At 62.5% G+C, this 26,511-nt stretch carries 29 protein-coding genes; 16 read left to right on the forward strand and 13 right to left on the reverse strand.

Annotated features, from left to right (window positions below):
* Position 1: 1 nt before the first annotated feature.
* Positions 2 to 382: a hypothetical protein gene (locus tag AC1DX3_RS04710; protein ID WP_476988088.1), complete on the reverse strand. Its 381-nt coding sequence runs from the start codon at positions 380 to 382 to the stop codon at positions 2 to 4.
* Between the two features lie 136 nt (positions 383 to 518).
* Between AC1DX3_RS04710 and AC1DX3_RS04715 the strand changes: the two genes are divergently transcribed.
* A complete protein-coding gene (locus AC1DX3_RS04715) occupies positions 519 to 836 on the forward strand; it encodes an autorepressor SdpR family transcription factor (protein WP_476988089.1) in 318 nt (105 codons plus the stop codon).
* The gene (locus AC1DX3_RS04720; RefSeq protein ID WP_476988090.1) at positions 833 to 1,453 is read left to right on the forward strand and encodes a hypothetical protein; all 621 of its coding nucleotides are present in this window, start codon (positions 833 to 835) and stop codon (positions 1,451 to 1,453) included. The genes AC1DX3_RS04715 and AC1DX3_RS04720 overlap by 4 nt, the downstream gene beginning before the upstream one ends.
* On the opposite strand, the gene AC1DX3_RS04725 is transcribed toward AC1DX3_RS04720, so the two are convergent.
* Positions 1,454 to 1,834, reverse strand: coding sequence for a hypothetical protein (locus AC1DX3_RS04725; RefSeq protein ID WP_476988091.1), 381 nt, complete (start codon positions 1,832 to 1,834; stop codon positions 1,454 to 1,456). It abuts the gene before it with no gap.
* A gap of 700 nt (positions 1,835 to 2,534) precedes the next feature.
* Between AC1DX3_RS04725 and AC1DX3_RS04730 the strand changes: the two genes are divergently transcribed.
* From AC1DX3_RS04730 to AC1DX3_RS04740, 3 genes are all read left to right on the forward strand, one after another.
* The gene (locus AC1DX3_RS04730; protein WP_476988092.1) at positions 2,535 to 2,786 is read left to right on the forward strand and encodes a hypothetical protein; all 252 of its coding nucleotides are present in this window, start codon (positions 2,535 to 2,537) and stop codon (positions 2,784 to 2,786) included.
* Positions 2,787 to 2,796: 10 nt separating this feature from the next.
* Entirely contained in the window at positions 2,797 to 3,396 is a 600-nt protein-coding gene (locus tag AC1DX3_RS04735; RefSeq protein ID WP_476988093.1) for a TetR/AcrR family transcriptional regulator C-terminal ligand-binding domain-containing protein, read from the forward strand.
* A 97-nt stretch (positions 3,397 to 3,493) separates the two neighbouring features.
* The gene (locus AC1DX3_RS04740) at positions 3,494 to 3,676 is read left to right on the forward strand and encodes a hypothetical protein (RefSeq protein ID WP_476988094.1); all 183 of its coding nucleotides are present in this window, start codon (positions 3,494 to 3,496) and stop codon (positions 3,674 to 3,676) included.
* Here AC1DX3_RS04740 and AC1DX3_RS04745 read toward each other — a convergent pair.
* From AC1DX3_RS04745 to AC1DX3_RS04760, 4 genes are all read right to left on the reverse strand, one after another.
* Entirely contained in the window at positions 3,667 to 4,653 is a 987-nt protein-coding gene (locus AC1DX3_RS04745; RefSeq protein ID WP_476988095.1) for a GlxA family transcriptional regulator, read from the reverse strand. The genes AC1DX3_RS04740 and AC1DX3_RS04745 overlap by 10 nt on opposite strands.
* The gene (locus AC1DX3_RS04750) at positions 4,650 to 5,216 is read right to left on the reverse strand and encodes an isochorismatase family protein (protein WP_476988096.1); all 567 of its coding nucleotides are present in this window, start codon (positions 5,214 to 5,216) and stop codon (positions 4,650 to 4,652) included. Before AC1DX3_RS04750 ends, AC1DX3_RS04745 begins: the two co-directional genes overlap by 4 nt.
* A gap of 163 nt (positions 5,217 to 5,379) precedes the next feature.
* Positions 5,380 to 6,801, reverse strand: a complete 1,422-nt coding sequence (locus AC1DX3_RS04755) for a DUF6880 family protein (RefSeq protein ID WP_476988097.1) — start codon at positions 6,799 to 6,801, stop codon at positions 5,380 to 5,382.
* A gap of 30 nt (positions 6,802 to 6,831) precedes the next feature.
* On the reverse strand, positions 6,832 to 7,308 hold the full coding sequence (locus AC1DX3_RS04760; protein ID WP_476988098.1) for a MarR family winged helix-turn-helix transcriptional regulator: 477 nt from the start codon (positions 7,306 to 7,308) through the stop codon (positions 6,832 to 6,834).
* Between the two features lie 150 nt (positions 7,309 to 7,458).
* On the opposite strand from AC1DX3_RS04760, the gene AC1DX3_RS04765 reads away from it, so the two are divergent.
* Entirely contained in the window at positions 7,459 to 7,884 is a 426-nt protein-coding gene (locus AC1DX3_RS04765; RefSeq protein WP_476988099.1) for an organic hydroperoxide resistance protein, read from the forward strand.
* Between the two features lie 86 nt (positions 7,885 to 7,970).
* Here the strand turns inward: AC1DX3_RS04765 and AC1DX3_RS04770 are convergent, their stop codons facing one another.
* Genes AC1DX3_RS04770 through AC1DX3_RS04785 form a run of 4 tightly spaced genes read right to left on the reverse strand, consistent with a single transcriptional unit; the run spans position 7,971 to position 14,248 of the window.
* Positions 7,971 to 9,878 carry a DUF3604 domain-containing protein gene (locus AC1DX3_RS04770; protein WP_476988100.1) on the reverse strand — a complete coding sequence of 636 codons (1,908 nt, stop codon included), beginning with the start codon at positions 9,876 to 9,878 and terminating at the stop codon, positions 7,971 to 7,973.
* 14 nt (positions 9,879 to 9,892) lie between these two features.
* Complete coding sequence (locus AC1DX3_RS04775) at positions 9,893 to 10,894, reverse strand: HupE/UreJ family protein (protein WP_476988101.1); 1,002 nt, start codon at positions 10,892 to 10,894, stop codon at positions 9,893 to 9,895.
* Positions 10,891 to 11,811, reverse strand: coding sequence for a peptidyl-prolyl cis-trans isomerase (locus AC1DX3_RS04780; RefSeq protein WP_476988102.1), 921 nt, complete (start codon positions 11,809 to 11,811; stop codon positions 10,891 to 10,893). Before AC1DX3_RS04780 ends, AC1DX3_RS04775 begins: the two co-directional genes overlap by 4 nt.
* A gap of 10 nt (positions 11,812 to 11,821) precedes the next feature.
* Positions 11,822 to 14,248 carry a TonB-dependent receptor gene (locus AC1DX3_RS04785; RefSeq protein WP_476988103.1) on the reverse strand — a complete coding sequence of 809 codons (2,427 nt, stop codon included), beginning with the start codon at positions 14,246 to 14,248 and terminating at the stop codon, positions 11,822 to 11,824.
* Between the two features lie 304 nt (positions 14,249 to 14,552).
* Between AC1DX3_RS04785 and AC1DX3_RS04790 the strand changes: the two genes are divergently transcribed.
* Both AC1DX3_RS04790 and AC1DX3_RS04795 read left to right on the forward strand, forming a co-directional pair.
* Positions 14,553 to 15,902 carry a DUF1254 domain-containing protein gene (locus tag AC1DX3_RS04790; RefSeq protein WP_476988104.1) on the forward strand — a complete coding sequence of 450 codons (1,350 nt, stop codon included), beginning with the start codon at positions 14,553 to 14,555 and terminating at the stop codon, positions 15,900 to 15,902.
* Between the two features lie 26 nt (positions 15,903 to 15,928).
* On the forward strand, positions 15,929 to 16,222 hold the full coding sequence (locus tag AC1DX3_RS04795) for a LysR family transcriptional regulator (RefSeq protein ID WP_476988105.1): 294 nt from the start codon (positions 15,929 to 15,931) through the stop codon (positions 16,220 to 16,222).
* Positions 16,223 to 16,231: 9 nt separating this feature from the next.
* On the opposite strand, the gene AC1DX3_RS04800 is transcribed toward AC1DX3_RS04795, so the two are convergent.
* Together AC1DX3_RS04800 and AC1DX3_RS04805 are read right to left on the reverse strand one after the other, a co-directional pair.
* Positions 16,232 to 16,828, reverse strand: a complete 597-nt coding sequence (locus AC1DX3_RS04800) for a response regulator (RefSeq protein ID WP_476988106.1) — start codon at positions 16,826 to 16,828, stop codon at positions 16,232 to 16,234.
* A 152-nt stretch (positions 16,829 to 16,980) separates the two neighbouring features.
* On the reverse strand, positions 16,981 to 17,727 hold the full coding sequence (locus AC1DX3_RS04805; RefSeq protein WP_476988107.1) for an alpha/beta hydrolase: 747 nt from the start codon (positions 17,725 to 17,727) through the stop codon (positions 16,981 to 16,983).
* Between the two features lie 167 nt (positions 17,728 to 17,894).
* Here AC1DX3_RS04805 and AC1DX3_RS04810 point away from each other — a divergent pair, with 167 nt between their 5' ends.
* A complete protein-coding gene (locus tag AC1DX3_RS04810) occupies positions 17,895 to 18,581 on the forward strand; it encodes an SURF1 family protein (RefSeq protein WP_476988108.1) in 687 nt (228 codons plus the stop codon).
* A 57-nt stretch (positions 18,582 to 18,638) separates the two neighbouring features.
* Here the strand turns inward: AC1DX3_RS04810 and AC1DX3_RS04815 are convergent, their stop codons facing one another.
* A complete protein-coding gene (locus tag AC1DX3_RS04815) occupies positions 18,639 to 19,082 on the reverse strand; it encodes a hypothetical protein (RefSeq protein WP_476988109.1) in 444 nt (147 codons plus the stop codon).
* Positions 19,083 to 19,399: 317 nt separating this feature from the next.
* Here AC1DX3_RS04815 and cyoA point away from each other — a divergent pair, with 317 nt between their 5' ends.
* The 7 genes from cyoA (at position 19,400) to AC1DX3_RS04850 (ending at position 26,510) form a co-directional block, all read left to right on the forward strand.
* Entirely contained in the window at positions 19,400 to 20,485 is a 1,086-nt protein-coding gene (gene cyoA / locus AC1DX3_RS04820) for a ubiquinol oxidase subunit II (protein WP_476988110.1), read from the forward strand.
* 5 nt (positions 20,486 to 20,490) lie between these two features.
* Positions 20,491 to 22,503, forward strand: a complete 2,013-nt coding sequence (gene cyoB, locus AC1DX3_RS04825; protein ID WP_476988111.1) for a cytochrome o ubiquinol oxidase subunit I — start codon at positions 20,491 to 20,493, stop codon at positions 22,501 to 22,503.
* 2 nt (positions 22,504 to 22,505) lie between these two features.
* Positions 22,506 to 23,165 carry a cytochrome o ubiquinol oxidase subunit III gene (gene cyoC, locus AC1DX3_RS04830; protein WP_476988112.1) on the forward strand — a complete coding sequence of 220 codons (660 nt, stop codon included), beginning with the start codon at positions 22,506 to 22,508 and terminating at the stop codon, positions 23,163 to 23,165.
* Complete coding sequence (gene cyoD, locus AC1DX3_RS04835; RefSeq protein ID WP_476988113.1) at positions 23,162 to 23,593, forward strand: cytochrome o ubiquinol oxidase subunit IV; 432 nt, start codon at positions 23,162 to 23,164, stop codon at positions 23,591 to 23,593. The genes cyoC and cyoD overlap by 4 nt, the downstream gene beginning before the upstream one ends.
* Before the next feature lie 76 nt (positions 23,594 to 23,669).
* A complete protein-coding gene (locus AC1DX3_RS04840; RefSeq protein WP_476988114.1) occupies positions 23,670 to 24,608 on the forward strand; it encodes a class I SAM-dependent methyltransferase in 939 nt (312 codons plus the stop codon).
* Positions 24,609 to 24,662: 54 nt separating this feature from the next.
* On the forward strand, positions 24,663 to 25,571 hold the full coding sequence (locus tag AC1DX3_RS04845) for a hypothetical protein (protein ID WP_476988115.1): 909 nt from the start codon (positions 24,663 to 24,665) through the stop codon (positions 25,569 to 25,571).
* A gap of 54 nt (positions 25,572 to 25,625) precedes the next feature.
* Positions 25,626 to 26,510 carry a hypothetical protein gene (locus tag AC1DX3_RS04850; protein WP_476988116.1) on the forward strand — a complete coding sequence of 295 codons (885 nt, stop codon included), beginning with the start codon at positions 25,626 to 25,628 and terminating at the stop codon, positions 26,508 to 26,510.
* Position 26,511: the final 1 nt, after the last annotated feature.

Raw genomic sequence — 26,511 nt, forward strand, 5'->3', positions numbered from 1 at the left:
GTCAGGCGCGGGCGTATTTGGCCAATGAGCCGGTAATCGCGTCGCGCAAAGAACGGAAGACCTTGCGGAAGAGCTGGGGTTCGCGGCGTTTCGGCGATCTTTGCTGTGCAGCACAGTTGACGACACCCTCGCCGACCGGCCACAGCTCGGTCCGCGCACCCGATGCGCTTTCGATGCGGTTGGCAATCAGCAAGGCCGCCGCGGTATTGGGCGCTTCGAAGATATTGACATGGTCCCAACCGCCCGTTGTGACGCTGTCGCTCAGCCACCAGCCGATACCGGCGCGCCGGCGCGTGTCGTCGAGATTGATACCTTCCGCCGGCATCCGGCTGGAAACATGCGAAGCGGCAGCGCGGCGTGTCAGCAGGATAAAGGTGGGCATGGGCACTCTCACGAGACAAAACCAGGGCGTTATCCGGATTTAACCCGTAACGGGGGTGCGACAATTGATCTCAGTCAAGTGAAAGGGCGAGCGATCAGGCCTTGACTCTATTTCGATATTTAGCTAAATACAAATCATGAATCTCGTCTTCAAAGCCTTGTCCGATCCGACCCGACGGCGCGTGCTGGAATTGCTGAAAGTCAGGCCGATGAACGCCGGCGAGCTGGCGGCGGAGTTCAGTGTGTCCAAGCCCACCATGTCGGCACATTTCGCCGTGCTGCGCGAAGCCCGGCTGATCGTTTCCGAAAAGCACGGCAATTCGATTGTCTACCAGATCCAGTTGTCGGTCCTGGAAGAGGCCATGCTGGGGTTCGCCCAGGCCTTCGGATGGGACCTGCAAACGGGGCAAGCCGACACCCAGCCATCGTCAAAGCCAAAGGCGATCCGTCCATGACCGAACCCAAGCGCCTCCCCTACCCCGTCACCACCTTGTCCGTCACGGCCGGCCTCGTCGTGATCGCTGTCGTCGGCCTGGCCGCGGCCGGCAATACCGGCGTCATCGACAATGAATTGGCCAAACGCGCCAGCGGCGTCGCCTGGGGCGTGCTGCTGATGATGCTGGGCAATTTTCTGCCCAAGGTCGCCCGGCCGTTCGGCGCCCCGGGAGGCTCCGCCGGGACAGCGGCGGCGGAGCGCCTGGCCGGGTGGATATTCGTGCTGGCCGGCATGGGCTATATAGCGGCGTGGCTGCTGGCGCCGGAAACCTACGGCATGCTGGTCTCGTCCCTGATCGGGCTTGGGGCGTTCGCCGCCGCTATCCTGGTGTGGCTATGGCTGACGCGCGACGGATCGGATCGCGACGAGGCGGATGCCGGCGGGCCCCGGCCGAAGGGCGCCTTCGCAGCCCGGCGGATTATGTTCGTGATGTTGCACGCCGTCTTCTGGTCCTTCGCCATGTTCCTGGCCGCCAGCCTGTGGCAGGCGAAGATCGTGCCATGGCTGGCGGTCGCCTTTACCCTCGTCAACAGCGGGCTGGCGGTATGCCTGGTCAAGTCCGGCCGCAAGCTTTAGCTATTCGCTGTGGGCCCGCAAATGTTCGAGGCGCTTTGCCAGCTTGGCGGCTACAGCCGGCGGGCTGTGGTCCAGCATGACGGCACTGATCCAGCCGCTGTCGTCGCGGATGCCGACCGTGGAGATCTCGACCTCGTCACCCGACAGCAGCTTCGCTTCGGTCAAAATGAAGTCGCGATGACCGACGCGATGACGGTAGATCAGATTTTGCCGCGGACAGAGGCTGTCGATCATGTCGATCATGCGCGTGACCGCGTCGCGGCCCTGGACGACGCCTTTGAACAGGTTGGAGCGCAAGGTGGCGTCATCGGCCAACTCCGAAAAAAGTAATGCGCCGTCCTGTGCCTTTCGCATCGTGCCCATCTTGGTTGGTTCGTTCATATCGGTTCGCTCACCCATTCTGGATCGCCCCATAAGTGCAGCATGCCACATATGAAATCAACTTTCGATAGGTTTCATGGTTGCTTTACACCGGACTCCGGAGGAAAAAAATATCGTTATGGCGATGGTTGCGGCCAAACGGCTCGACATAAAGCTCGCTGGGTCGTACCGAACTGGTTGGAGCCGCGGCGGTAAAAAAAAACCGGGGCGGGCGGATGGTGAAAGCGGTGTCACGTTACTGTAACCAACGCGTCCGCCGGCCGGTATAATACCTGTCCAGACGGATCCGGCGTCGCGCGGTCAGGTTGTCCGAAGTGTGTCATTCGACAAACCGCGATACCCGCGAACGACCGGAATTGCCCGACAATTGGCCCAAACCAGCGCAAAAACGACCCTCCCCATGCTGGTCAACCCCCGGTATAATGCCCTATCTGTCCGCGCAAATTCCGGTCGATTTCGGCCGTGACGACTGGTCTCCCTTTCGACGGACGTAATACCAAGGCATGCCGTCGAGATTTCGCAGCCGCGACGCCGGTAATTTCCCACCCATTCTCACGCAATGTAAGTCATCTGAAACAGAGATGTGACGTAAAAGGTATACTCATACAATTGACAAACTGAACGTATAGTTTAGTTAACATGATAACGATACCATTAATCTTTCTTTTCTTATAACGCTCCTCTCCCCAGGATTTCATCTATGTCCGCCCAACCCGATATGTCCGGCCGCTTTTATGAATTGGCCGTCGCCAAGGATACCGCGAGCCTGATCGATCTCGACGCCGCCCTCGCCTTGTCGCGTACCTCCATCCGCACCCTGATGGCCCTGTCGCCCCAGGCCAGCACCATGGTGCGCTGCATGGCCCAGGAAGAGATCGACCGCCTGCACATGGAATGCACCGACGAAGCCGAAGGCACGATCGCCATTATCCGCAGCGCGCTCACGCTCTGAGAGCCTGGCCTTGACCGCAACGTTACGCCCCGGTCAGAAAGGCCGCCCCCGCAGCCAGGCCGCCGAGGCCGCCGTCCTCACGGCGGCGACGGAGTTGATGGACGAATTGCGCCCGGCCCAGATCACCGCCGAAGCGATCGCCAAACGCGCCGGCGTCAGCAAAGCCACCCTGTACAAATGGTGGCCGACCAAGACCCACGTCCTGCTCGACGCGGTGCTGCAGCACGCCATCACGCAGATCCCGCTGCCCGATAGCGGCTCGACGCGCCAGGATTTTGTCCTGCTGCTGCGCGGCTTTATCCATTTCCATAAAAGTACGAATTTCGGCGTCACCGTGGCGCACCTGTTCGCCGAAGGCATGAACGATCCGGAAATCCTGGCGATCTATAACGAGCTCTACGCCCTGCCGCGGCGCGCTCAGATACGTACCATCTGGGAACGCGGCGTCGCCCGCGGCGACATCCGCGCCGCCATCGATCCGGAACTGGCGCTCGACATGCTGTACGGCCCGATCATCTATCGCTACCTGGTCCATCACGCGCCGCTTGAGGAAGACTTCGCCGATCGCGTCGTGGCCATGGTGTTCGACGGCGCAGCGGCGGCCGGTTAAGCGTCGGCCTGAAGTCACGCACCGGTTGCTTGACTCTCCACGGCATTGAGAACAAAATAAGAACATAGAGACTTATTGTGCGGAGGCGCGACCTTCAATGTGCTGGAAATCGGAAACCATGCTGCGCGACCTGGCGCCCGACCGGCCCTTGAAGATCGTCATTCCACAGCGGCCGCCGGTCATCACGACGCCACATGAATTGATGCAACAGGGCCGGATGAGCGGCACGCTCTGCCTCGACCAGGTCGAGTTCGCCTTTTCCGGCACCCTTCAGGCATGACGATGGCGATCGCGGCTGGGTGGCGCGTCATGCAGACGATGCCAGGCGCGGCGGAATTGCCGGGCCGAGGCAAAGCCGCTGCGTTCGGCGACGGTTTCGATGTCGAGCCGCGAGCCGCTCAGCAGTTCACGCRCCTGATTGATGCGCATGCGATTGACGAAGTCGGTGACGCTCATGCCGGCATGAGCGTTAAACAGGCGCGACAGGTTGCGCGGGCTGGCCGCCGCGATATCGGCCAGGGCCTCGACCGGCCAGTCGCGCGCCGGGTCGGCGGCGACGGCGTCCTGGACGCGATGGATGGCGGGATGGATGTGGTTGCGGCCTTCCAGCCACGGCGACAATTGTGGATCGGCGCCGCCGCGGCGCAGATAAACCACCAGAAAACGGGCAACGTTCATGGCGGTGACGTGACCGGCGGCTTGGGCCACAATGTGCAGCATCAGGTCGATTCCAGCGGTGATACCGGCGCTGGTCAAACGGTCGCGATCTTCGACGAACAGGCGGTTTTCGCGCACGCGGGCCAGCGGCGCGATGGCGGTCAATTCCGCGACCGTGCCATGATGGGTGGTGCAGTCATAACCGTCGAGCAGACCGGCGCGCGCCGCCAGCAGCGCTCCGGAACAGACCGTCGCGAGACGGATACCCGGGCGGATATGGATCTTCAGCCAGTCGACGATCGCAGTCTCATGGCCAGCGTCCTGCGCACGATCCGAAACCGGGCCACACAACGGCATATCGCTATTTCCGGAAATGACGACCAATGCGTTGTCGGGCAAGGAATCCGGCATCGGCGCCATGCCGGCGATCGCCAGGCCGATGGAGCTGGCGACCTCCGGCACCGGGCCAATATAGCTGACGTCAAAGCGCACTTCCGATTGTTCCGAATTGGCCTTACGCAACACCTCCATCGGTCCCGCCACATCGAGCAGCAGGACACGCGGCGGAATGATGACGAAGACCGGAACGACCTGGGTCACGCGGATTCAAATTGTGAGACGGCGGCCAGGGCCTCGGCGACCGTAGCGATGCGGGCGAAGCGGTCGGCCAGGACCAGTTCGGTGCGGGCACGGATTTCGGCGGCGCTCCATTCGCGGCCGTGAACGTCGGTCATCGGGAAGGTCAGGGTCGCCTCGCCGACATAGTCGACGTCGTAGCCCATGTCCGAGGCATTGCGCGTGGTGGTTTCGCAGCATTGTTCGGTGCGGATGCCGGAAATGATCAGGCGCTGGATGCCGTTTTCGGTCAGCCAGATGCCGAGGCCACTGCCGATCAGGGCGCTGTGGCGGTGCTTTTTGAAGACGACGTCGGCGTCGACCTTGAGCGGCACCATGGCCTTGATGAAACCGGACGCCTCGGAAAAGGCGCCTTCGGGCTCGACGTGGAAGATTTGCACCACCGGAATGCCGCGCGCCTTGGACCCATCGATCAGGGCTTGCTGGTTCTTGAGATAGGCGGCGACGCCCTCTTCACGGTAATAGGGACGATGGCGGAAGGATTCCTGGGCGTCGATGACGATCAGGGCGGTTTTGGCTGCGGACATTTTGGTTGTTTCCATGCGTTGAAGATGGGAACAGTTTATGCCTTTATTTGCAAGGTCGAAACGTCGGTTCAGGACGAAGATGGGACAGTTTACGCCAAATATTGCGGTGCCTCAGCGTGGGGGCGGGCCGTAGGCGTTGGGGCCGGTCTGGCCGGCGAACAGATCAGGTAATCGCGTTCCAGAAGGCCGGCTTGCCGCGGGTGACGCCGCGCAGGCGTTCGACATAGGTGTCGTGGCTTTCGATTCCGCCGTAATGATCGATATGGGCGGCCAGGCGGGCGCACTCGGCCAGGTGATGGCCGGCCTGGATGTAGTTGGCTTCGCGTCCCGAGGCGAGCGCCGCTTCGATCATGCGGCGCAGCAGCATCGTGGCCGCCACGGGATATTTGCCGGCCAGACGTTCGGCGGCGGTGCCGAGCTCGGTTTGACGGCTGCCATCGAGCTCGCGGCCGCGGGTCAGGACCAGGTTGGCGGCGCGCTCGAGGCTAGGCCAGGCGACAAGGAAAGCCAGGGCCGCATGGATGTCGGCGAAATTGTGGACGTCGTCGAGGGCTTCGTCTTCGGCTTCGATATCGTCGAAATCGGGCAGGCGCTTGAGATAGGCGCGCAAAGCGCCGGCATCGAGCGTGCGACGAAAACGATCCAGCCGCGCCGACTGGGCGTCTTCGTGACGACCGAGCGCATCGAGGGCGGCGATGCGGGCAAACTCCCATTCGGCCAGCATCGGAACATAGGGACGCCAGATGACGGCGTCGAGCACGTCCAGGGCGTCCCGAGCCCGACCAGCCTGCAACAGCCGGTTGGCGATGTCGGTGGCGACTTCGGGGGTGCGCGGTTGCGGTTGCAGGGTGATGAAGGCGTCGACATCGCCCTGGGCATCAGCGATCTGCAACAGAGCCAATTGGCAGGTCTGGGCGCGCGAACGGCGGCGGATCGCCAGTTTTTGCAATTTGCGGTCCGTGCGTTTGGCGATCTTGCGCGTGCCCAGGCGGCGAGCAGCATCGGGTGTGGCGGCTTCGGCGACCAGGCGGGCTTTTAAGTCTTCCAGCCCGGCCGGGCCGAGAACCGGCGCCAATAGCGGAATGAGACCGTCGCATTGGCCATAGCCGTTACCGATGACGGCGCGAGCAGTTTGGCCGGCCAGGTCGTCGGACTTTACCGCTCCGGCCAGACGGGCCAGGTCGTCACAGGCGTTTTGGAAAATGGCAATGACGGCGCCGGTCGTGTCGGTCGTGCGTTCCAGGACGCTGTCGCTCAGGGCCAGAAATGTCCACATCAGGTCCAAGGCTTCGGTTGGCGAGACAGCGGCGATATTGTCGGCGATCAGACCGCGCTGGGTTTGCAGGTCGGTTATGAAGGCCTTGACGCTGCGCCAACTGACGAAGGTCGTCGCTACCGCAATGGACGCCAGGCGCTTGCGGATTTCATGGACCAGCTTGTCCGGGCTTTCCTGGCCGGCCAGTTCCAGGCGCAACCGGCGCTTGGCATTGGCGTCGCCGGCGCTGATCTCGACCAGCAACTGGGCGAGGCGCTCGACACCGAGGGCTTCGAGATTGGCGGCGTTCAGGGTTGTCTTGGATGCCATGCTGTCCGCGGGGTTGGATAAGGCAGGAAGCTAGGTAGCTTCGGCCCCGGCCGCAAGGGGGCGTGATTGACTGCGCAAGGCATCACCCAGGCGGCGCACCTGGCGATTCAGCGATTGCAGGCCGGGAATGTCGAGTTCGGTCGCTGCCAGCAGGGCCGGCGGCACACACAGGGCCTGGGTCTTTAGCGAACGGCCGGCGTCGCTCAGGGTGATGCGGACGACACGCTCATCGGCCGTGTCGCGTGTGCGCTGGACATAACCCAGGGCCTCCAGGCGCTTGAGCAAGGGCGTCAGGGTGCCGGAATCGAGAAACAGTTTCTGGCCGATATCGCTGACCGACAGATCGTCACGCTCCCACAGAACCAGCATGACCAGATATTGCGGATAGGTCAGGTTCATTGCCTTCAGCAGCGGCTTATAGGCCTGAGCAAAGGCGTGGGCCGTGGCATGGACGGCGAAACATATCTGGTTATCGAGCAAGAGCTCCGGCGTGTCGGAGTGCGACATGGCTTATTCTCCTTGGATGTCAATGATCTAGCATATTTTTTCCTGAAAATCAATTAAATTGCGCACAATGCAATTGACATTAAATTGTGCACAATCTAATTATAGCCCATCAACAACGCCGGATGCCCCGGCTTTTTCAGGAGAACGATCATGACATCCATTACCCCGGTCTATACCGCCCATGCCAAGGCCACCGGCGGACGCGAAGGCACCGGCGCCTCCGATGACGGCCGCATCAGCGTCAAGCTGTCGACCCCGCGTGAACTGGGCGGCGCCGGCGGCGACGGCACCAATCCGGAGCAGTTGTTCGCGATCGGCTATGCCGCCTGCTTTATCGGCGCGCTGAAGTTCGTCGGCGGCCGCGACAAGGTGGCCGTACCGGCGGATAGCTTTATCGAGTCGAGCGTCGGCATCGGTCAGATCCCGGGCGGTTTCGGCCTGGCCGTGACCTTGAAGATCACCCTGCCGGGCGTCGACGGCGAAGTCGCCGATCGTTTGATCGCCGAAGCCCACAAGGTATGCCCTTATTCCAACGCGACACGTGGCAATATCGATGTGACTCTGGTGCGCGGGTAATATGTGAAAGGCGCCGGTCGGTGACGACCGGCGCCTTTTTTTATTGGAAGAAATTGGCCACGGATGACGGGGATCACCGCCGCGGCTTACCCCTTCGACGGGGTGTACCAGATCGGCGACGACCAGCCGCGTTCCTGGATGGTGGCCGGCACCGAGTCAGGCAAGGGCACGCCGCTCTTGACCGCCAACAAGGTCGACCAGCGCGGCGTCGGGATTTCCAGCACGCGGACATAATAGGCCGCCGGCGCCGAGGCCTTGAACTCCGGATCGCGCCACACCGTCGACAGGGCGACCGAGCCGATGGTGTTGGTATAGGTGGCGGTCTTCAGATCGACCGTCGTGCCGATCGGTTTCAGATGGCCCGAGGCATCGCGCGTGCGGTCGCGGCCGAAGGCGACATCGAAGACCTTTTCCTTTTGAACCCCGTTTTCGACCCAAACCTTGACGATCTGGACGCGGTCGAGATTGGCGCCGTTGGGATCCTTGGACGCCCAGACGACGAAGGACGGCGCCCCTGCCCCGTTCGGCCGTGCCGGCAGATCGCCGCCCATCGGCGCGCCACGGGCATAGGCCTGTTTGACGGCATCCTGCTGTTGATCGAAGCCGGAGGCGAAGTCCCAGCCGCCAAACAACCGCACCTTCAGGCGCGTCCCCGAAGTGGCGAAGGTTTCCTTGCGGCGGAAGGCGTCGTAAATGGCTTCGCGAGTGTTTTGCTCGGCCCAGACACCGGTCAGCGCGCCCGAGCCGGTGATGGTGACATTAAAGCCCTGAGTATCCTTCGGCGTGCTCAGCAATGCGCGAGCCGCTTCGGGTGTCGTCTTGCCGCCACCGACATTGGCGCCGCCGATATTGCCCGCGTAGTCCTGCTCGGACGACACGCTCAGGCCGCCGTGGAAGTCACTGCCGCCGACATAGCCGTCCTTATAGGGATTGGCGCCGATCTTCTCCCCCAGGACAAGGCCCTTGCCGATGGCGTCGCGCAGGTAAGACCCCGAGGGCCGGCTCTTTTGCGGTGAAATCAGCAGGCGGTCGAAGATTTCGAAGTTGGAGAACTCGTCATTGGGCGACAGGCTGGGGTGGGTTTCGGACGTGCCCTTGTTTTGCGAAATTTCGCTCAGCGGCTCGTTCTGCGAGCGCAGGACGGAATAAGCGACATCGATCGGGCGGCCGTCGAGCGTCGTCCAGTCGTACATCAAACCGTTCGAGGCATTGGCATTGTGGGCGATGGCCAGGGCCTCGAAGCCCTTGGTGCGGATTTTCGTCAGCCAGGTCCACAGGTCTTCCGGCTTGGAAGAGTCGGCCGACGTGAAGGGATCCGGCGCGTCATCGCCGCGGAAGATGACATTGCGATGCAGGTTCTGCCCGCTCGGCATCGACGTCCACTCATAGCCGATGAAGGTGGTGAACTTGCCCGGCTGGTAAAAGCGGTTGGCCGAGGCGATCTGGCGCTGCCAGGCCGACGAGGCCAGGGCCTTGGGGTCGACGCCGGCCAGGTTGTCCAGCGGATGGCCCTGCAGCAACTCGGTGATCAGTTTCAGCGCATCGACCGAGCCGTCTTTCTTGGCAGTGAGGTCGAGCGTGCCGGCGGCCTTGGCGGCCAGGATGCGCTGGCCGATCGGGCTCTTCGCCAGGGGGCTGTTGGGATCGTTGAGCTCATTGAAGACGCCGATATTTTCCGAGTGGTCGGTGACCGCCAGGAAGTCGAGCGGTTCGCGGCGGCGGACCCGTTCGCCGAGATAGTCGATCTCGTCGCCACGGGCAAACTGATAGGCCTCGTCGGGCGTCGTCTTGGTACCCATCAGGACATAGGCGTCGAACGAATTGGTCGTGTGCAGGTGGAGGTCGCCGTAATAGGCTTCACGATCCTCGGGCTTCACGGCCGGCGCGGCGGCGGTGGCGGGTTTGACGGGCGCGGGGTTTTGGGTTTGCGCCCAGGTGCCGGCGGTGATGAGCAGGGCCGCGGCGGCAGCGGATAACAGAAGAACTTTTTTCATTGAATAGTTTCCAATCAGAAGATGGCGGCGTGGATACGTTCGAAGAACCAGAAGGTGGCGCAGATGCCGATGGCGTAGGTCGGCACCGGTTGAAGGGCGCGGATGTCGGTGACCTTGATGCGGCGCAGGACGTAGATCACGGCAAGGACGACGCCAACGAAGAGCAGCTGACCGATCTCGACCCCGACATTGAACAGCAGGAGGGCGGCCGGGATATTGTCCCTGGGCAGGCCGATCTCGGCCAGGGCGCCGGCAAAGGCCGAGCCGTGCAACAGGCCGAAGGTGAAGGCGATCAGCCACGGCCAGCGCTGGGTGATGCTGCCGCGGCCGAGCGCCAGATTGCCCAGTTCGACGGCGACGAAGACGATGCTGAGGGCGACCATGGCCTCGATCTGGGCCGGGCGGACATGCATGAAGCCGAGCGCCGTGGCGGCCAGGGTGATGCTGTGAGCGACGGTGAAGGCTGTGACCGTTTTCAGCAGGGTCGGGATGCCGCGAACCAGCAGGACAAGCCCCAGGATAAACATCAGGTGGTCGTAACCGGTCAGGATGTGGTTGATGCCCAAGGTCGCATAGGTCAGGACCGGCATGTTGTTGCCGCGGGCGTCGAGCGACAGCTGGGCCTGCTGCGGGCGCAGGATCTGTTGCAGGTCGTGGCCGTCGGCATAGTGGACGACAACCAGGGCGTCGGTGATCGAGCGGTCGAGGCCGTGAATGGCCACGGTCCGCCCGGCCAGGCCGGTTTTGCCGATCGCGAGACCGCGCCAGATGCGCGTCTGATATCCGAGGCCGCTATCGACCACCGCCGGCTGGGCCGAGAGAAGTCCTCCGGAAATGTCGGGGTCGAGGCGGACGGCCAGGCTGGTCGTGCTCGGCTGTTTGAACAGGACGTCGATCTTGCCGTCGCCGCGTTCGGTGATTTGAAGATAGGCGGGCCGAACCTCGTGAGCCAGGCTCGGACCGGCCAGGCCGGCCATCAGCAGGACGATCAGGGAGAGCCAGAGGTGCCGGATCACTTTGTTCCTCCCTGGACCACGACATTGTACTTGGCGCGCAGGGCGGCATAGGTCTTGGCGTTCAAGCCGCCACGCTGGGCCGCCTTCCAGTCCTCGAGCACCTGGGGCGCGACGGCGTTATAGGGCCGCGACGTCGCCGGTGTTTCCGCCGTCACGCGGATCAGGTGCCAGCCGAAACCGGAGCGGAACGGCCCCGCCCATTGGCCTTCCGGCGCCGTGAAAATGTCGCGGCTGAGGTCGCTGGAGCCGAACAGGCGCTGGGCGTCGGCGGCGTTGAGATCGGCGACGTCGGACGGTCCCGGGAAGGTGTCGCCCTCGCTGGGGGCACGGGTGACGCCGCTGGCGTTCAGACGTTTGAGCTCAGCCTCGGCACGGCGATGGGCGTCGTCGTCGCCGGCGACATCGGGCGAAAAGTAGACGTGGGTGAAGGTGCGCTTGGCCGGCTCGCCATAGTCGGCGGCGTGGGCCGTGTAGAACGCTTTTAGGGTCGCCTGGGACGGGTCGTCGAGGCTTTGCAGGTCCTGCTGCAGGAATTCGTATTTCTGCACCAGGCGGCGGCGGACGATTTCGTCGTCGCGGTCGAGGCCGAGCGCCGTGCTTTCGCGATATTCGATCTCCTCCTTGATATAGTTGTCGACCAGGGTCTTGAGCTGGACCTGCGTCGGCGCCGTACCGAACTGCTGTTCGTAGGTCTCCGCCAATTGCGTGATGCGCTCGGGCGGAATGACGACGCGATACTGCGTCGTATAGTGCTCGACCGTCTCGCTGGCGGCGAAGATGGCGGCGCCCAGCAGGATGAAGTGCAGGAAGGGCTCGCGCGCCGCCTCGCGCAGCCAGGCCCAGCGCGTGGCGCTTTTGGCGGGCGTGGCCGCGGAGGCAACCGCGGCGGGTTTGGTCAGGATGTTGGTGATGGCCACGATTCTCTCCTTAGGCGCCGAACTTGTGACGCAGGGTGACGCCCCAGGTGCGCGGTGATGACGGGATGCCGGTGATCAGGCCCGACGCACCGGCATTGCCGGCGCCGAGGGTTTCGAAATATTTGGTTTCACCGAGATTGCGCGCCCACAGGGACAGGTCGTTGCGGCCATCCTGGCTGCGCACGCCCAGTCGGGCATTCAGGACGCCGAAGCCGTCGACGCGAGAGGACGGGCTGTCATTGACCGAGGCGTAGAAGGCTGACTTCACGTTGTAATCGGCGCCGGCATAGAGCTCGTAGGCGTCATGGCCGGGCAGCGAGTGGGAATATTCACCGCCGAAACTGGCCGACCATTTCGGCGCGCCGGGCAGTTGCCGGCCGGACAGATCGATATAGTTGGCGGTGGCGGGCAAGAGGCCGGTATATTCGACCGGCGGCGGCGCGGTCTTGTAATCGGTATATTCCGCCTCATCGTAGGCGACCGAGGCATAGAGGCTGAGGTCGTTATTGGGGCGGTACCGCAGGTCGGTTTCGACGCCGCGCGACCGCACCAGGCCGATATTGGCGATATAGGTGGTGAACAGCGTCGTGTCGAAAATATTGGTCTGATAGCCGTGGGTATCGGTCGAGAAGGCGGCGACATTGAACGTCAGATCGTGGTCGAGCAGGGTCGATTTGAAGCCCAGCTCGTAATTGTCAATGCGTTCCGGGTCGACCGCCTTGGGCACGCTGGCCGGCAGGTTGGACAGGTTGATACCGCCCGACTTGAAGCCGCGCGAATAGGTGGCATAGACCAGGGCGTCGGGCGAAAAGCTGTAATTGACCGTCAGCAGGCCCGAGACATTGCCTTCGCTGGTCTTCAGGGAATAGGCGTTGGCGACCCCGACCAAACGGCGGATCGAGGCGACATAGGCCTGGTCGGCGGGATCGAAGCTGGCGATATCCGCGCCACCGGTGACGACCTGGTTAAAGACGCCGGTCTTGTCTTCGCGGGTGTAACGCAGGCCGCCGGTCAGCGCCCAATGGCTGTCGATATTCCATGTCGCCTGACCGTACAGCGCGTAGGATTTGGTATCCGGACGCGAATAGGCGGACAGGCGATAGCCGTCGAGGGCGGCCGTCGCTAGGTCGGCCTGGTGCGCCGTCGGATAAAGCACCGGCGGCAGGTTGAACTTCGCGCCGGCAGGGCCGTACCAGAAGGTCGCCTGGCCCGGCACCTTCTGCCAGAAATAATAGGCGCCGGCGACCCAGTCGATCGCCTGATTGCCGCGCGACGCCAGGCGGAACTCCTGCGAGAACTGCTTTTGCCGGTCGATGATACGCGCCTGATAAAGGGCGGTGGCGCCGATACCGTCGGCGTCGTTTTCCGGGATCCAGTCCCAGAAGCGCCCGGCAGTGATCGAGGTGAAGGCCAGCTTTTCGGTCGTGTAGTCGACCTTGGCCGAGAGGCCGCCCGTATACATCTGGGTGCGGACGCGCGCGTCGACATCGACATTGTAGGAGAAGGGGTCGATGGCCGGCAGGGTGTACCCGACGCGGGCGGCGCGGGCATAGATATCGTTGGGCAAGGGCGTGCCGTCGGCGCGCGTCGTCACGACGCCGGTCGCCACCCCGATGCAGCAATCCTGGCGCTGGGTGCCGTAATCGGCGATGACGCGAATCTTCAGCTGGTCGTTCGGCGTCGCCAGTAATTGGGCGCGGGCGGTGAAATTGTCGTAGCCGCCGAGTTCGCGGCCGTCGTGGAGATTATGGATATAGCCGTCGCGGTGCGTGCCGGCTATCGAGGCGCGGAAGGCCAGCTTGCCGTCGATGATCGGACCGGTGATGCTGGCGCGAATCTGCTGGAAACCGAGATTGCCGCCGGTAGCTTCGAAGGTGCCGCCGAAATTGGAGGACGGCTCGCGCGTCGTGATATTGATGGCGCCGGCCGTGGTGTTCTTGCCGAACAAGGTGCCTTGCGGGCCGCGCAGGACCTCGACCTGCTGCAGGTCGACCAGATCGAACTGGGATTGCCCCGGACGGCCGTAATAGACGTCGTCGACATAGAAGCCGACACCCTGCTCCAGCCCGTCATTGGTCAGAGAGACATTGCCGCCCAGGCCGCGGATGCTGACATTGGCGTTGCGCGGGTTGAAGGTCAGGGTCTGGACGCTGGGCACCAGTTGCTTCAGCTGGTCGAGGCGGTAGGCGCCGCTGGCTTCGACCTGGCCGGCGCTCAAGGTCGAGATGGCGATCGGCACGCGCTGGACGTTTTCGGCGCGGCGCCGCGCGGTGACGACGACTTCGGTGACGGCGGAGGCCGAGGCCAGTTGCGTGGCGTTATCCGCTGTGGTTTCGGCATGGGCGTAGGGCGATGCCACGCTGAGCGCCGTGCCGGCGAGCAGGAGGGTGAGATAGGCGCCGCGTTTGAGGCGCGGCAGGTGATTTTGAGAAAGCATCGGGATCCCCGGAACTGAATGAAAAGCCCTCCTGCGCTGGGTGCGGTCCGGTTTGGCGTGGCTTCAGTCTAGGAATGGAGACGCCTTTCGCCCAAATGACGATTTGTCATAAGGCGCTGAATTTCCTAAATTTAGTCGATAAAATCAAAGAATTCAGCAGCTTCTTTGCAGTGCAATAAAATATCGCCGATGGATTTAGAAAAACTCTTTTGACCTAAAACCCAACTAAATTAATGGTGTTTAGGTGCGAAGGCGACGACGCCGCACACTTCCCTGTTTTTGAAAATATAAGGAGCGTCGTCGCATGACATCGCCTGTGCTTTCCCGTCGCCACCTGCTGGGCGCCGCCGCCACGTTCGGCGCTGTCGCCGCCATAGCCCCACGTGTGGCGTTCGCCACCGACAGCGATCTGGCCGCCGTCGCCGAAGAGGCGGCCATCTGGGGCTATCCGCTGGTCCAGACCGGGCGCTATCTCGACCTGTCGCGTCAGAAGAACATCGCCTTCAACCGCTTCTATCTTAACCCGAAGCTGGCGACGCCCAGCCTGAAGGTCGCCGGCCCCAATGTCGACACCATCTATGGCTTCGCCTGGCTCGACCTGGCCAAGGAGCCGATCGTGCTCGACGTGCCCGACACGCAGGATCGCTACTATTCGATCCAGTTGGTCGACGCCTATGAGAATACCTTCGCCTATGTCGGTCGCCGCGAAACCGGAACCCATGCCGGCACCTATGTCATCGCCGCTCCGGGCTGGACCGGCGCCGCTCCCGATGGCGCCCACGTCATCACGGCCCCGACCTCGCTGGTCTTCGCCCTGACCCGGACACTGGTGCGCGGCGACGCCGATGCCCCGGTCGCCGCCGATGTCCAACTGCATTACACCCTGTCGCCGCTGTCGGCCTACCCGGCCGGCGAACAGGCGGGCATTGTCCAGGACGACGTGCTCAACATCTTGCCGGTGCTCAACCTGACGGGAACCGGCGCAGGTTATTTCGACGAGCTCGATCGGCTGGTGCGCGCCTACCCACCGACGGGCCCGGAGGCCGCCGCCTTCGCCCGCTATGCCGCCCTGGGCCTTGGGACGGCGGATTTCGCCGCCGAACGGCCGAGCGATGCGGTGCTGGCGGCGGCCTTTGAACGGGCCTATGGCCGCATCCAGACCGCCAATCCGTCCGAGGTCGTCGACGGCTGGCGCGTCAATTTCCATATCAGCAAGTACATTGCCGATCCCTTGCAACGCGCCGCCATCAACCGCTTCGGTCCCGGCGCCCATATCGCCCAGGAGGCGCTGTACTTCTCCGCCGCAGGCGACGCCCAGGGCGCGCCTCTGTCGGGCCAGAACAGCTACACCCTGACCTTCCCGGCCGGTCAATTGCCCCCGGTCGAGGCCTTCTGGTCGCTGATCCTCTACGGACCGGACTTTTTCCTCGTCGACAATCCGCTCAACCGTTACGCCATCAACGACCGCACGCCGGGCCTGGTCAAGGCGGCTGACGGTTCCCTGACGATCACCATCCAGCATACACCTCCGGCCGATCCGTCGAACTGGCTGCCGGCGCCGGATGGCAAGTTCCAGCTGATCTTGCGCACCTATCAGCCGGGGCCGGCGATTCTCGACCGCAGTTATCAACTGCCGCCCCTGCAAAAAGTCTGAAGTGGGACAGCTGGGGAGCTAAGATCATGAATTTTCAGCAGCTTAAATTCGTCCGCGAGGCGCTGCGCCAGGACTTCAACCTGACCGAAGTCGGCAATGCCCTCTACATGTCGCAGTCGGGCGTCAGCAAGCGCATCAAGGAGCTGGAGGTCGAGCTCGGGATCGACATCTTCGTGCGCCGCGGCAAGCGGGTCACCGGACTGACCGAAGAAGGCCAGGAGGCGGTCGGCATTATCGAGCGCATCCTGGCCGAGACCGACAGTTTGCGCCGCTATGCCGCGCGGTCGCGGGTGGCCTGCGAGATGGCGAGCGACCACTGACCGTGGGTATCAGGTCGACTTATCGCGAATATCGCCGCTTAGGCTGTGAAGCTGTTCCCAGACCCGGGCGAACAGGTCCGGGCTCAAGGGCTCGTCGAGCATCAGGCGCAGGACGTCGTCGATGCGGCCCTGGCAGAGCGACAGAACCTCGTCCTGGGCGCGCAGGGCGTTGCGCAAGGTTTTGGCCTTGGCGCGGATGCGCGCCGCCTCGCGGCTGCCGCGCAGGACATAGGCCAGTTGATGCGAGACGACGCGCCAGTTGACCGGTTTGAGCACGAACGAGGTCGCGCCGGCGGCATAGGCGCCGTCGATCGCCGCCATGTCGTCGCGGCTGGTCGCCACGATGATCGGAATGTGTTTGAGGCGGTTGTCGGCGCGGACTCTGCGGATCAGTTCGAAACCGTCCATGACGGGCATGTCCAGATCGACCAGGGCGATATCGAAACCACCGGCCGTGAGCCGGCGCAGCCCCTCCTCGCCGTTTTCCGCCACCTGCACGCTGATCTTGGGTGTCGCCAGCTTGGCCAGGGCAAACTCGCGCAGGATAGGGTCGTCGTCGACGACGAGAAGCCTGGCAACTTCGGAAGGGACAAAATCGGCTGTCATGGTCTCGCAAATCTTAGCAGCAGAGCATAGGGCGACACGACGGCAGGGCCTAATAAAATTTGCGTTTTTTGCGTTTTACCAAGGCGATACAGGTCCAGAGTGGCATCGATCCGGTGCGATGATCGGGAAGGCGCCGAGGCGACCGATGCCGTCTATAGCGACATCAGCCAATGGCGAAAGGCACGGGTGGCTTCGCTACCGGGATCGAGGAAGTCCATATGCCCCGCTTCCGCGGGTTCGATATAGGTAACATCATCACCCGCCTCCCGGGCACGCTCGGCATAGGCGCGAGACAAGGCCGCCGGCAGAGCCTCGTCGCGCGCACCATGGACGATCAGCTGTTTGACGCCGAGAGGCAAGCGCCGCAGGGGCGAGGCCAGATCGTAACGGGCGGCGCCGTCCGCGGGCGAAGCGCCGAGGAACTCGGCGACGGCACTACGACCAAGCGCCAGGTCATGGGCCGCAGCCAGGTCGGCGACTGGCGCCAGTCCTGCCACGCCATGCGGGCGGACGCGCGGCGCGGGCACACCGGGAAAGCCGTCGCGACGTGCGCTCCACAAGGCCAGATGCCCGCCGGCGGAATGGCCCGCCACCACGACCTTGTCCAGCGGCAGGTCGAGTTCGGCCAGGTGATCGATGCCGGCGGCGATGTCGAGGAAGGTCTCCGGCCAGCCGCCACCGCCACCGAGACGACGATACTCCATATTCCAGACCGCGAAACCGTCTTCGGCCAGGGCCGCCGCCAAAGGCGCCATTTCCGTGCGATCATAGGGCATCCGCCAGAAGCCGCCATGCAACAGGCAGACGACGGCGCGGGCCGGACCTTCCGGCAGGTACAGGTCTCCCGTTTGATAGGCGTCGGAACCATAGGAAGAGGTATGCAAGGTAAAGATTGGCATGGGAGGCGTTCCGTTCGTCGATAGTGTGAGTTACAATCTCACCGGAGGCTTTGTCCAGACTATCGGGATGACGCGGCGGATGGAATTGGGCAGCCGTCCTAAAGCGCAGTTGGGCCGGCAACTGGGATCTGCTATGAGGCACCACGTTTTTGGTTGCGGAACCTTTCATGCGAAATCTCGGCTTCACCATCGCGGTCGGCATAGCCGTCGCCACATTCTGCGGGCTGGGCGCGTGGCAGGTCCAGCGCCTGGCGTGGAAAGAGGCACTGATCAAACGCGTCGATGCCCGGGTGCATGGGCCGGCGGTACCGGCTCCGGCAAATGGGGCGCAGGTAAGGGCCGAACGCGACGAATATCGTCATATTACGGTGCGCGGACATTTTCGCGATGATGCCACGTCTCAGGTCTACGCCCTGACCGATTTCGGCGCCGGCAACTGGGTCATGACGCCGCTGGTCCGCGATGACGGCAGCATCGTCTACATCAACCGCGGTTTCGTGGCGCAAACCGTCACTACGCCGGTGGCGACACCTCTGGATGAGGTCACGGTCACCGGTCTGTTGCGCATGCCGGAAACCAAGGGATGGCTGTTTTCCCAGGCCAATGATCCGGCCCGCGACGCCTGGTACCACCGCGATATCGCCGCCATGGCCCGAAACCACGGTCTAAGCGAGGTCGCGCCCTATTTCATCGATGCCGACGACACCCCCAATCCGGGTGGCTGGCCCCGCGGAGGGTTGACCGTCGTTCGCTTTGCCAACAGCCATCTCATCTATGCCATCACCTGGTTTGCGCTGGCGGCCATGCTGGCGGGCATGTTTATCCGGCTGACCTGGTTTCGCAAACCGGAGTAACCGCCAACAAAAAAGCCGCCCCTAAGGACGGCCTTTCAAAATCCGATGTGGCGGCTATCAAACCTTCTGGTGCGGCAGGGCGTCGACCCAGCGCGTCAGGGTCTCATCGCGATGGCCGAGGACGGCGATGTGCAGCTTTTTGAACGGCTTGCCGGCCAGGGTCAGGAAGATCTGGAACATGCCGAGCGCCGGGGCCGGCGACAGGGCGTCGATGATATCGGCCTTGCGGATCACAGTATCCAGCATCAGGCCGTGATATTCGAGACGATCCTCATAGAGGCACAGACGGCAAGCCCACACCACCGGACCGCCGAACAGGGCCAGCGCGATCGGCACCATGGCCAGCAGGATGCCGCCGAATTGCGCCAGGACGCCGTGCAGATGGGTATAGGCGTAGATGCATCCCCAAACGCCCGTCGCCAGCAAAACGGCGGCGGCGATGATGACCAGGGCCTTGATGATCGGGCCGAAGCTGTAGACTCGCGGTTGGGTCGTTTCCATACTGTTTCCTTCTACGCGGATATTTTTACGCCTGCGTCAATTTAACTCATGCTATCGCCAAATCGCTATTGCGCAAGGGCTTTTTTCACGCAGGCGCCTAATAATATTGCGCTTGCACAGCGGTGCCTGCTTGCCGTAACGCGGTTCTGAAGCGCGAAGAGCGGCGTTTTTTGGCGCGTTTGCGAAAAAATAATCCCGCAGTGCGACATTTTGCCTCTTGCCGTCAAAGCCTTTATCTTGTTCACAGGCTTATAAAATGCCGCAGCCCGGAATGTAACCGCGCGGCCAAACTCCTTTGTTTGTCAGGGTTTTTTGTTGTGCGTAATTCCCTTCGCCCGCGGGCGTCGTCCCTTGTCCATGCCTTGTCCAGCCATGGCCGCCGCGCCGTTAATATGCTGCGCCGCAGCGTAAACCGCGCTTTCCGTGTCGCAACGCCCCTTGCCGGCCTGGTTTTGCTGACCGGCTGTCACATGGCCGTGATGGACCCCAAGGGCCCCGTCGGCATGCAGGAAAAAGACCTGATCATCCTGGCCGTGCTGCTGATGCTGATCCCGGTCGTGCCGGTAATCTTCATGACCCTGTGGTTCGCCTGGCGGTATCGCGCCTCGAACACCAAGGCGACTTACGCCCCGGATTTCGAACATTCCAACCGCATCGAAGCCGTGGTCTGGGCGATTCCCACCCTGATTATCGTCGCGCTGGGCGCCGTCACCTGGGTATCTACCCATCAACTGGATCCGAAGGCCACCGTGCCGGCCGCTGCCGGCCAGGCCGACACCCGGCCTATCGAGGTCGAGGTCGTCTCGCTCGATTGGAAATGGCTGTTCATCTACCCGGAGTATCACATCGCCACGGTCAATGAGATGGCCCTGCCCGTCGGCCGCCCGGTCCATTTCAAGCTGACCTCGGCCACCGTGATGAATTCCTTCTTCATCCCGCAACTTGGCTCGCAAATCTACACCATGACCGGCATGGAAACCCAGTTGAACCTGCGCGCCGACCAGGCCGGCAGCTATGACGGCATATCGGCCAACTATTCCGGCGAAGGCTTTGCCGGCATGAAGTTCCAGGCCGTCGCCACCGACCAGGCCGGCTTCGACGCCTGGGTCGCGAAGGCGCAAAGCTCTCAGGCCGCACTCGACGGCAACGCCTATCTGGCGCTGTCGCAACGCGGCATGACTGCCAAGCCCGTCTATTACGGCACAGTCCAGCCGGAGCTGTTCCACGACATCCTCAATGCCTGCGCCCCTGGTTCGGCTGGCGGCCCGTGCACCGATACAGCCATGAAAATGGCCCAGAACATGGCCATGACGAAACATATCGCCCCGGGCGTCAAGGATTGCGCCCCCAAGACCGAAGCGGTCGCCGCCGCTACGGCACCCGCCACACCCCGCAAGAGCTGAGTATCATGCATCCAGTCACCCTCCATCCCGCCAATTTCCTGACCGGGAAGCTGAACATCGACTCGGTGCCGTGGCACGAGCCGATCATCATGGTCGCCGCCGCCGGCATGGTCGGCGGAGCGATCACCGTCTTCGGCCTGATCACCTATTTCAAGCGGTGGCCCTATCTGTGGAAGGAATGGCTGACCAGCGTCGACCACAAGAAGATCGGCGCCATGTACATCATCCTGGCCCTGATCATGTTGCTGCGCGGTTTCGCCGACGCCCTGATGATGCGGACGCAACAGGCCCTGGCCTCGTCCGGCGGTCACGGCTATTTGCCGCCTGAACATTTCGACCAGATATTCACCGCCCACGGCGTCATCATGATCTTCTTCATGGCCATGCCCTTCGTCATCGGCCTGATGAACGTTGTCATGCCCTTGCAGATCGGCGCCCGCGACGTCGCCTTCCCCTATCTCAACTCGATGAGCTTCTGGCTGACCGCCGCCGGCGCCATCCTGGTCAATATCTCCCTGGTGATCGGCGAATTCGCCCATACCGGCTGGCTGGCCTATCCGCCCTTGTCGGAGATTGCCTATTCGCCGGGCGTCGGGGTCGATTACTATATCTGGGCGTTGCAGATTTCCGGTCTCGGGACCCTGTTGTCGGGCGTCAACCTGATTACCACTATCTTCAAGATGCGCGCCCCGGGCATGACCCTGATGCGCATGCCGGTCTTCACCTGGACGACGCTGTGCGCCAACATGCTGATCGTCGCCGCCTTCCCGATCCTGACTGTGACCCTCGCCCTGCTGGGCGCCGACCGCTATCTCGGCATGCACTTCTTCACCAATGAAGCCGGCGGCAACCCGATGATGTATGTCAACCTCATCTGGGCGTGGGGCCATCCGGAAGTCTATATCCTGATCCTGCCGGCCTTCGGCATCTTCTCGGAGATCGTCGCCACCTTCTCGCGTAAGCGTTTGTTCGGCTATGACGCCATGGTCTACGCCACCATGTGTATCGGCGTGCTGTCCTTTATCGTCTGGCTGCACCACTTCTTCACCATGGGCGCCGGCGCCGACGTCAACGCCTTCTTCGGCATCACCACCATGATTATCTCGATCCCGACCGGGGTGAAGATCTTCAACTGGCTGTTCACCATGTACCGCGGCCGCGTGCGCCTGGAACTGCCCATGCTGTGGACCCTGGGCTTTATCATTACCTTCGTTATCGGCGGCATGACCGGCGTCTTGATGGCCGTGCCGGGCGCCGACTTCGTCCTGCACAACTCGGTGTTTTTGATCGCCCACTTCCACAATGTCATCATCGGCGGCGTCGTCTTCGGTTGTATCGCCGGCCTGAACTACTGGTTCCCCAAGGCCTTCGGCTTCCGGCTGCATGACGGCATCGGCAAGGTATCGTTCTGGTGCTGGCTGGTCGGCTTCTATATCGCCTTCATGCCGCTCTATGCCCTGGGTTTGATGGGCATGACCCGCCGCCTCGACTTCATGAACAATCCGGTGTGGCACACCTATCTGATCGTCGCCTGTGTCGGCGCTTTGCTTATCTTCGTCGGTATCCTGGCCCAGATCCTACAGATCGTCTATTCGATCTGGAAGCGCGACACCTTACGCGACCTGACCGGCGATCCGTGGGACGGCCGGACGCTGGAATGGGCGACCTCGTCGCCGCCGCCCTTCTATAATTTCGCCGTCCTGCCGAAGATCGGCAACCACGACTCGTTCTGGGACGCCAAGCAGACCGGTCAAGCCTGGATCCAGCCGGCCAGCTATGAGCCCATCCATATGCCGCACAATACGCCGACCGGCTTTCTGATCGGCATCGTCAGTGTCGGCCTGGGCTTCGGTCTTGTCTGGCACATCTGGTGGATGGCCGCCGGCGCGCTCCTGGTCATGATCGGCCTGGGCGTCGTCCACAGCTTCAACGAAAACCGCGACTACTACGTGCCGGTCGCCGAGGTAACGGCGATCGAGGACGCGCACTTCGCCAACCTCAAGACGGGAAAGGCCTGACCATGAGCAAGCCCGCCAATCCGGTCGCCGCGGTGGCCGACGAGATCGTCTCCGCCTACGACCATAATCCCAACGACGCCCACCACGCCGGCGATCATCACGACGAAGGCCCGAAAGTCACGCTTGGCTTCTGGATCTATCTGATGAGCGACTGCATCCTGTTCGCCTCCGTCTTCGCTACCTATGGCGTGCTGAAGGACAATATCGCCGGCGGACCCAATGGCCGCGAAATCTTCGACCTGCCCTATGTCGCCGTCGAGACGGCCCTGTTGCTGATCTCGTCCCTGACCTACGGCCTGGCCATGATCAGCATGGAAGCGGGCAAGCTGAAGCCCGTCATCGCCTGGCTGGGCCTGACCGCCCTGTGCGGCCTGGGCTTCATGGGTATGGAAATCCATGAGTTCATGAAGCTGATCTCCGAAGGCAACGGTCCGGACCGTTCGGCCTTCCTGTCGGCCTTCTTCACCCTGGTCGGCACGCACGGCCTGCACGTCACCTCGGGCCTGATCTGGATGGGCGTGATGTTCGTCCACCTGTTCAAGCGCGGCCTGACGCCCGCCAACCGCATCCGTTTGATGGAACTCAGCCTGTTCTGGCACTTCCTCGACATCATCTGGATCGGCGTTTTCACGATCGTTTACCTGATGGGAGCCGCGACATGAGCCGCCTGCCCGAAACCCCGGACACCGCCCAGCCCAAGAAGGCCCACACGCCGCACACCCACCCGGTCGCCATCGACCAGACCCATGCCGAGGCCGCCCACCACGGTGACCACGGCCATGGCTCGGCCAAGTCCTATCTGATTGGCTTTGTGGCGGCCGCCGTGCTGACGGCGATCCCGTTCGCCCTGACCATGCTGCACATCCTGCCGGCCGCGACCCTGGTGCCGGTCATCGTGGGTATCGGCGTGGTTCAGATCCTGGTGCACCTGGTCTTCTTCCTGCACATGAACACGTCGTCGAGCCAGGTGTGGAACAACGCCGCCTTCGTCTTCGCCGTCCTGATCGTCGGTATCCTGATCGTCGGCTCCCTGTGGGTCATGTATCACCTGAACGTCAATATGATGCCCGGGATGATGCCGTCCGATTAGTCGCACGGCATGCTTTTCAACCGGCGGCGACTCGTGCCATCGCTCCTTGATCGGAATTTGACGGGTCGTTTCCTACATGCAGTCGAGCGAAGGTCAGGCAAACCAAGGTCAGGCATGCCCGCTCTGCCGGTCCGGCGAGGCCGGCAAGCTTTACGACATGGGCCAGGCGGAGGGAAAGGCGTTCCAGACCTGCCGCTGCCGCGCCTGCCAGTTCGTCTATCTGTGGCCGCGGCCCAGCGAGGCCTTCCTGCGCGACTATTATAACGACGCCGGCGTGCACAGCTACAATTCCGACGTCGCGGCCGATTACAATAACCAGATCCGCGACAAGATCGCGCTCGTCACCGGCTTCGGGCGCCGTTTTCCGCAGCTGCCGCGCGCCGGCAAGGCTGTCGATTTCGGCGCCGGGCATGGCGCGACCGTCAAGGCCTGGTCCGACGCCGGCTTCGCGGCGACGGGCATGGAAATCAGCGCGCCGGCGCGTCTGGCCGCACACGCCCTGTTCGGCGTCACCGTCGTCGACGGAACGCTTGACGACTTGGCGCCGGGATCGCTCGCCTTGCTGACTATGTTCGACGTCCTCGAACACATGCCGGAACCCGTCGACAGCGTCCGTTCCCTGCACAAGGCTCTCATGGACGGCGGCGCCTGCCTGATGGTTGTGCCGAACTATGATAGCTTCGACAGGATGATCCGCGGCAAGGCCTCGAAGGCGCTGATCTTCCCTGAGCATGTCAACATGTTCACCGCGAAGACCTTGCGTCGGCTGTTCGTCGACCACGGCTTCGACGTCCTCTATGTCGGCTCGCCCCCGCCTTATGGCGTGGCCATCAGCATCGGCCTCCGCCGTAGCCTTATCAAATGGTTCGGCCGCAATCCGTTCGTCCTCGGCATGGGCGCCGCCCTGACCTGGATAAAGCGTTACATCGTCTATCCCCTGCCCAATGCCTTTGTCGAACGCTCCGGCTATCTGGGGCAAAGCCTGCTGATCGTCGCCTCGAAGGCTTCGCGTTGACGACTTTATTGCCGTCGTTCGCCGTACATGGCAGGGTACGCGCCAGGGGGCATCATGCGTAAAATCGTCACCATAGCTTCGGCGCTGACGGCCATCGCCGCCTGTGTTTATGTGGCCTTTTGCGCCTATATCGCCTATGGCGCGCCCCGCCGCGAAGCCGACTATGTCATCCAGCTTCCGTACGTCGGCCCGGTCTGCGAACAGATTCACCAGGCCAGTAACGCTCATCGGGGCGGAGAGTTGGAATGTCAGGAGCTTCTGGATGAGGCGGAGGCGATGCGGCAAAATCCCGGCCTCGCCGCCCGGGACGGTAACAATCTCACCATCTTTTCCCATGGCAAACAGACCGCACGCCTGATCGCGGCCCCACCTGGCAGTGAAGAGTTCGACAGCTTCACCATGCCAAAGGTCCTGCGTCTGCGCGATCCGCAATCTGGTAAGCTGGAAAGCTTCGCCGATATAACCGGCGCCCACGGAGAATTCACCTGGCATTTTATTACCTTGCCGGACGGCGGCCGCTGGTTTGTCGGAGATGCCTCGCCATCACCTGACGGCCGCACGGTCGCTATGGGTTCGAATCACTTTTTGTACACTTATGCCGACGGAGGGCTGACGATCGATGAATGGCCGTCACGCATCACGATCGCGCACTTTACGCCCACCTGCGGCATACCGGTTTGGCAGGACGCCACGCATTTCTCCGCGGTATGCATTACGCGAGTCATGCAATATCCGAAATCGGACAACTGGCCGGACGGGTTGTACATGCCTTTCGACGCCAAGGTCTGGCGCGATCAACATGGTGTCTGGCAAATGCAGGCCACGCGCTGGCTGAAATGGCAGGGTGGCGATGTGACGGCATCCCATCATATCGAATACAAACCGACCTTCTTGCTACTTTGGCTGCCGCATTTCACCGCCGATCGCGGCGGGCAGCCGCAAGATACCGCGATCGGCCGGTGATGACTTTGTTGCYGTCGTTCGCCTTCCGTGGCAAAGTTTGTTCCAGGGGGCATCATGCGCAAATTCATCACCACCGCATCGGCGCTGACGGCCATCGTGGCCTGCGCCTATATGGTGTTTTGTGCCTACATCGCCAATGTGCCGCCACGAAACGAAGCCGACTACCTCCTAAAGCAGTTAGACGTGGCTCCCATTTGCCATAAGATCCCGGTGATCGGAAACGGTTCCAAGGGCGGACGTCTGGAATGTGAGGACCTTCTGGATGAGGCCGCGGAGATGCAGAAAAATCCCGGCCTCGCCACTCGGGATGGCGACAATCTCACCATCTTTTATCACGGCAAACAGACCGCACGCCTGATCGCAGTCCAACAAAGTAGCGAAGAGTTCGACACTTTCACCATGCCGAAGGTCCTGCGCCTGCGCGATTCACTGTCCGGCAAGCTGGATAGTTTCGCCGACATCACCGCCACGCACGGCGAATTTATGTGGCACTTTATCGCGCTGCCGGACGGCGACCGCTGGTTTGTCCGTGATGCCTCGCCCTCACCCGATGGCCGCATGGTCGCCATGGGTTCGAATTTAGATCTTTTGGACGTTAATGCTGGCCACGAACTGACCATTCACGCGTGGCCGTCACGCGCCATGGTCGCGCACTTTACGCCTACCTGTGGTATAGCGACCTGGCAGGATGCCACGCATTTCACGGCGATATGCCTGACGAGGGTTGTGCAGTATCCAAAATCGGACCACTGGCCGGACGGTCTATATATGCCGTTCGACGCCACGGTCTGGCGCGATCCACACGGTGTCTGGCAAATGCAGGCTACGCGCTGGCTGAAATGGCATTCCCCGGGTGAGCCCGCCTCGCATCATCTGGAATACAAACCGACCTTCTCCCTTCTATGGCTGCCCCATTTCACCGCCGATCGCGGCAAATAGC

It is taken from the genome of Asticcacaulis sp. P2_B1 (assembly GCF_056404915.1).

Bases quoted from the DNA above. Each gene is read 5' to 3' on its own strand.
- cyoB (WP_476988111.1), top strand. From the start codon at position 20,491: ATGCATCCAGTCACCCTCCATCCCGCCAATTTCCTGACCGGGAAGCTG.
- AC1DX3_RS04785 (WP_476988103.1), bottom strand. From the start codon at position 14,248: ATGCTTTCTCAAAATCACCTGCCGCGCCTCAAACGCGGCGCCTATCTC.
- AC1DX3_RS04720 (WP_476988090.1), top strand. From the start codon at position 833: ATGACCGAACCCAAGCGCCTCCCCTACCCCGTCACCACCTTGTCCGTC.
- AC1DX3_RS04750 (WP_476988096.1), bottom strand. From the start codon at position 5,216: ATGTCCGCAGCCAAAACCGCCCTGATCGTCATCGACGCCCAGGAATCC.
- cyoD (WP_476988113.1), top strand. From the start codon at position 23,162: ATGAGCCGCCTGCCCGAAACCCCGGACACCGCCCAGCCCAAGAAGGCC.
- AC1DX3_RS04715 (WP_476988089.1), top strand. From the start codon at position 519: ATGAATCTCGTCTTCAAAGCCTTGTCCGATCCGACCCGACGGCGCGTG.
- AC1DX3_RS04840 (WP_476988114.1), top strand. From the start codon at position 23,670: ATGCAGTCGAGCGAAGGTCAGGCAAACCAAGGTCAGGCATGCCCGCTC.
- AC1DX3_RS04795 (WP_476988105.1), top strand. From the start codon at position 15,929: ATGAATTTTCAGCAGCTTAAATTCGTCCGCGAGGCGCTGCGCCAGGAC.
- AC1DX3_RS04810 (WP_476988108.1), top strand. From the start codon at position 17,895: ATGCGAAATCTCGGCTTCACCATCGCGGTCGGCATAGCCGTCGCCACA.
- AC1DX3_RS04770 (WP_476988100.1), bottom strand. From the start codon at position 9,878: ATGAAAAAAGTTCTTCTGTTATCCGCTGCCGCCGCGGCCCTGCTCATC.
- AC1DX3_RS04755 (WP_476988097.1), bottom strand. From the start codon at position 6,801: ATGGCATCCAAGACAACCCTGAACGCCGCCAATCTCGAAGCCCTCGGT.
- AC1DX3_RS04790 (WP_476988104.1), top strand. From the start codon at position 14,553: ATGACATCGCCTGTGCTTTCCCGTCGCCACCTGCTGGGCGCCGCCGCC.
- AC1DX3_RS04845 (WP_476988115.1), top strand. From the start codon at position 24,663: ATGCGTAAAATCGTCACCATAGCTTCGGCGCTGACGGCCATCGCCGCC.
- AC1DX3_RS04760 (WP_476988098.1), bottom strand. From the start codon at position 7,308: ATGTCGCACTCCGACACGCCGGAGCTCTTGCTCGATAACCAGATATGT.
- AC1DX3_RS04710 (WP_476988088.1), bottom strand. From the start codon at position 382: ATGCCCACCTTTATCCTGCTGACACGCCGCGCTGCCGCTTCGCATGTT.
- AC1DX3_RS04740 (WP_476988094.1), top strand. From the start codon at position 3,494: ATGTGCTGGAAATCGGAAACCATGCTGCGCGACCTGGCGCCCGACCGG.
- AC1DX3_RS04805 (WP_476988107.1), bottom strand. From the start codon at position 17,727: ATGCCAATCTTTACCTTGCATACCTCTTCCTATGGTTCCGACGCCTAT.
- cyoC (WP_476988112.1), top strand. From the start codon at position 22,506: ATGAGCAAGCCCGCCAATCCGGTCGCCGCGGTGGCCGACGAGATCGTC.
- AC1DX3_RS04850 (WP_476988116.1), top strand. From the start codon at position 25,626: ATGCGCAAATTCATCACCACCGCATCGGCGCTGACGGCCATCGTGGCC.
- AC1DX3_RS04815 (WP_476988109.1), bottom strand. From the start codon at position 19,082: ATGGAAACGACCCAACCGCGAGTCTACAGCTTCGGCCCGATCATCAAG.
- AC1DX3_RS04800 (WP_476988106.1), bottom strand. From the start codon at position 16,828: ATGACAGCCGATTTTGTCCCTTCCGAAGTTGCCAGGCTTCTCGTCGTC.
- AC1DX3_RS04725 (WP_476988091.1), bottom strand. From the start codon at position 1,834: ATGAACGAACCAACCAAGATGGGCACGATGCGAAAGGCACAGGACGGC.
- AC1DX3_RS04730 (WP_476988092.1), top strand. From the start codon at position 2,535: ATGTCCGCCCAACCCGATATGTCCGGCCGCTTTTATGAATTGGCCGTC.
- AC1DX3_RS04765 (WP_476988099.1), top strand. From the start codon at position 7,459: ATGACATCCATTACCCCGGTCTATACCGCCCATGCCAAGGCCACCGGC.